The sequence below is a fragment of the Bradyrhizobium sp. STM 3843 genome (assembly GCF_000239815.1).
In the GTDB taxonomy this organism is placed as follows: Bacteria; Pseudomonadota; Alphaproteobacteria; order Rhizobiales; family Xanthobacteraceae; genus Bradyrhizobium.
This window is the reverse complement of the sequence record NZ_CAFK01000149.1, coordinates 1-2,866: the sequence shown is the minus strand read 5'-3', so window position 1 is coordinate 2,866 and position 2,866 is coordinate 1. Positions and strand designations below refer to the sequence as shown.

Below are 2,866 nucleotides of genomic sequence, written 5' to 3'. Positions count from 1 at the left end.
GAATCCTGAGGCAAAACGGCAAGGCGACATTCGCCGGAAAGTGACTGGCATCGGTAATGATGTCTCTCATGGCGGGTATCTCGATGGCCAATTGCTGGTTGCGATGCCGGTGATGGGCGATTCGCGTTTCGAGCGCTCGGTCATCTACCTCTGCGCGCACTCCGCCGAGGGCGCCATGGGCATCATGGTGAATAGGCCGGCCGGCAGCATCGATTTCCCGCAGCTCCTGATGCAGCTCAACATCATCAACAAGGCCGACCAGATCAAGCTGCCCGGCGGCGCCGAGTCGATGAAGGTGCTGAGCGGCGGCCCGGTCGACACCGGCCGCGGCTTCGTGCTGCACTCCAGCGATTACTTCATTGCCAACGCGACGCTGAAGATCAACGACGGGGTCTGCCTCACCACGACTGTCGACATTCTCAAGGCGATCGCCAACGGCACCGGCCCGAAGCATGCCATCCTTGCGCTCGGCTATGCCGGATGGCGCGCCGGCCAGCTTGAGGAAGAGATCCAGGAGAACGGCTGGCTGCATTGCGATGCCGATGCGGAACTGATCTTCGGTGACCGGGTCGAAGACAAATACGACCTCGCCTTACGCAAGATCGGCATCGATCCCGGCATGCTGTCGAACGAAGCCGGCCACGCATAAGTAAGCCGCCATACATTCGGTGTCGTCCCGGCGAACGCCGGGACTCATAGGCACCGGCTAACGTGGGTGAGAGCAGGCTATCGCTTCAGCCATCGCCAAACGACATCCGGTGGCTATGGGTCCCGGGTCTGCGCTCCCGCCAACGCATTGCGTTGTCGGAAGCTTGCCCGGGACGATAGTTATCTTTGGCTCTACTCTGCCGCCTCCTGCGCCACCGTCGGCTCGGTGCCTGCGACCGTGGCGCGGCGCATGTCCCGCGGCTGGGCCTGATCGTAACGGCGGACGCGGTGCATGGTCTGGCGGTTGTCCCACATTACGAGATCATGCAGTCGCCATCTGTGGACGTAGACGAATTGTGGCTGCGTCGCATGTTCGGTCAGATCGCGCAGCAAGAGCCGTCCTTCCGGAACACTCATGCCCCTGACTGCGCCGGCGTGGGACGACAAATACAGCGACTTGCGTCCGTGCGCAGGGTGCGTCCGCACCAGGCGCTGCAGCACCGGCTTGAACATCCGCTTCTCCTCCTCGCTGTAGTCGAGGAAGCCGAGCGAGCCGCGCGAATACATCAGCGAATGTTCGCAGATCAAGTTTTCGATCTCGGCCTTGGTCTCCTCGTCCAGCGCATCATAGGCGGCGCGCATGTCGGCGAATTCGGTGTTGCCGCCCTTCGGGTTGATGATCCGCGCCGACAGGATCGAGTATTTGGCGGGAATCGGCGGGAACGAGCTGTCCGAATGCCACAGGCAGTTCCCGAGGTTGAACAGATGGGTGCGATGATCCACCGGCAGCGGCTTGCCGTCCTTGCCGAGGTTGGAGACGTCGTTGAGGCCGGTGGTGAGACGATAATCCTCCTTCTTGGTCACAGTGCCGCCGCGGGCCTTTTCGCGCTCGCCGAAGTTCAAGGCGAAGGCCAGCTGCTGCTCGTCGGTGATGTCCTGGTCATGGAACACCAGCACGGCGTAGCGATCGATCGCGCTCTGAAGCTGGACGACCTCGTCCTTTGTCAGCGGCTGGCGCAGATCGATGCCGGATACCTCGCCGACAAAACCGGGGTGAAGCTGTTGGATCGCAATCGCCATGGCATGTCTCCCCAGCGCGCATAATCCGAACGGCAGCGCGACCGAACGCGTCATGCGCAGGATAGGCGGAGTTCGGCTCCGCTCTCTGTCAGGTGAAAGGCTACCCCGTCGTCGTGCGAAGTCAACGGAGGTGGCGCGCGCCGTGTCGAGATCATCACGACGGCTGATTCGCGAATTCACGGAACCCGCGCCGCTCTTGCCGGTTAGCTGGGCAGCAAGGCCTCGAACACGAGCAGGAGGAGAGATGGCGATGGATACGGATCGGATTGCCGGAGCGGCGAAGGACATGGCGGGTAAGGTGGAAGGCGGCGTCGGTGAGATGACCGGCGACAAGCAGACGGAGGCATCCGGTCGCGCGCGCGAGGCCTCCGGCGTGGTGCAAAATCTCTATGGCCAGGCCAAGGATGCGGCGCGTGACGCCGGCGACGCTGCGATGAATTTTGCCAAGGACACCCTGGGCGACGACCGTGTTGACACGCTGCGCGATGGCACCCAGGCGCTCGCCAAGCGCGTCCACGACAATCCGATCGGCGCGCTCCTGGTGGCCGGCGGCATCGGCTTCATGCTGGCCATGCTGATGAGCCGCCCGAGCCGGCCACAGCCGCCGCGGCGCTGGCGCTACTGATCGCCCGCACGCGCTGTCATAAGCTCGATTGCGATCGGCCGATGTTCGTCTCCACAAGAGGCGACACCGGCCGATGTTGTTTCGGCCTTTGACCTGAACAATCCTGGACCTGAAGAATCCTGGACCTGAAGAATCCCGCCTATCGAAGCGGTGTTGCGTCCTGCGCCGCGGCGGAACGGCCCACATTGGCAGGCGGACGCGGCACTCCCGGATTCGGATTGCGCGCGGTGGGCGGCTTCGCCGGCTGCGGTTGAGGCGCTCCGAAGCCGAAGAAGTCGCGGACGCCCGCGCCCGGCTGCTGCGCTGGCGGTGCTCCGTTCTGCAGCGCGCCCTGGCCGGGGGTCGTGGTCCGCTTCTGCTTCTGTTGCGCCGGCTGCTGGCCGGTGGGTGCGGCTGGATCAGCCGGCGTCGTGGCCGCCATCGGGGGGGCCGGCTGGGTCTGCTCCTTCGGCGGCTCCTTGGCCTGCTCGCGGCCGACCTCGCGGCGCGGCAGACGAAATCGTCAGCCCTCCC

General features: G+C 64.4%; 4 protein-coding genes. 2 read left to right on the top strand and 2 right to left on the bottom strand.

Features of this window, described 5'->3' with window-relative positions; all coding sequences use genetic code 11:
* The coding region (locus BRAS3843_RS17130) for a YqgE/AlgH family protein (protein WP_244425363.1) at positions 1-649 on the top strand (649 nt) is incomplete at its 5' end.
* 191 nt (positions 650-840) lie between these two features.
* On the opposite strand, the gene BRAS3843_RS17125 is transcribed toward BRAS3843_RS17130, so the two are convergent.
* Positions 841-1,728: a TauD/TfdA family dioxygenase gene (locus BRAS3843_RS17125; RefSeq protein WP_008970228.1), complete on the bottom strand. Its 888-nt coding sequence runs from the start codon at positions 1,726-1,728 to the stop codon at positions 841-843.
* Positions 1,729-1,978: 250 nt separating this feature from the next.
* On the opposite strand from BRAS3843_RS17125, the gene BRAS3843_RS17120 reads away from it, so the two are divergent.
* A complete protein-coding gene (locus BRAS3843_RS17120) occupies positions 1,979-2,353 on the top strand; it encodes a CsbD family protein (RefSeq protein WP_008970227.1) in 375 nt (124 codons plus the stop codon).
* A gap of 139 nt (positions 2,354-2,492) precedes the next feature.
* Here the strand turns inward: BRAS3843_RS17120 and BRAS3843_RS17115 are convergent, their stop codons facing one another.
* Positions 2,493-2,774, bottom strand: coding sequence for a hypothetical protein (locus BRAS3843_RS17115; RefSeq protein ID WP_008970226.1), 282 nt, complete (start codon positions 2,772-2,774; stop codon positions 2,493-2,495).
* Positions 2,775-2,866: the final 92 nt, after the last annotated feature.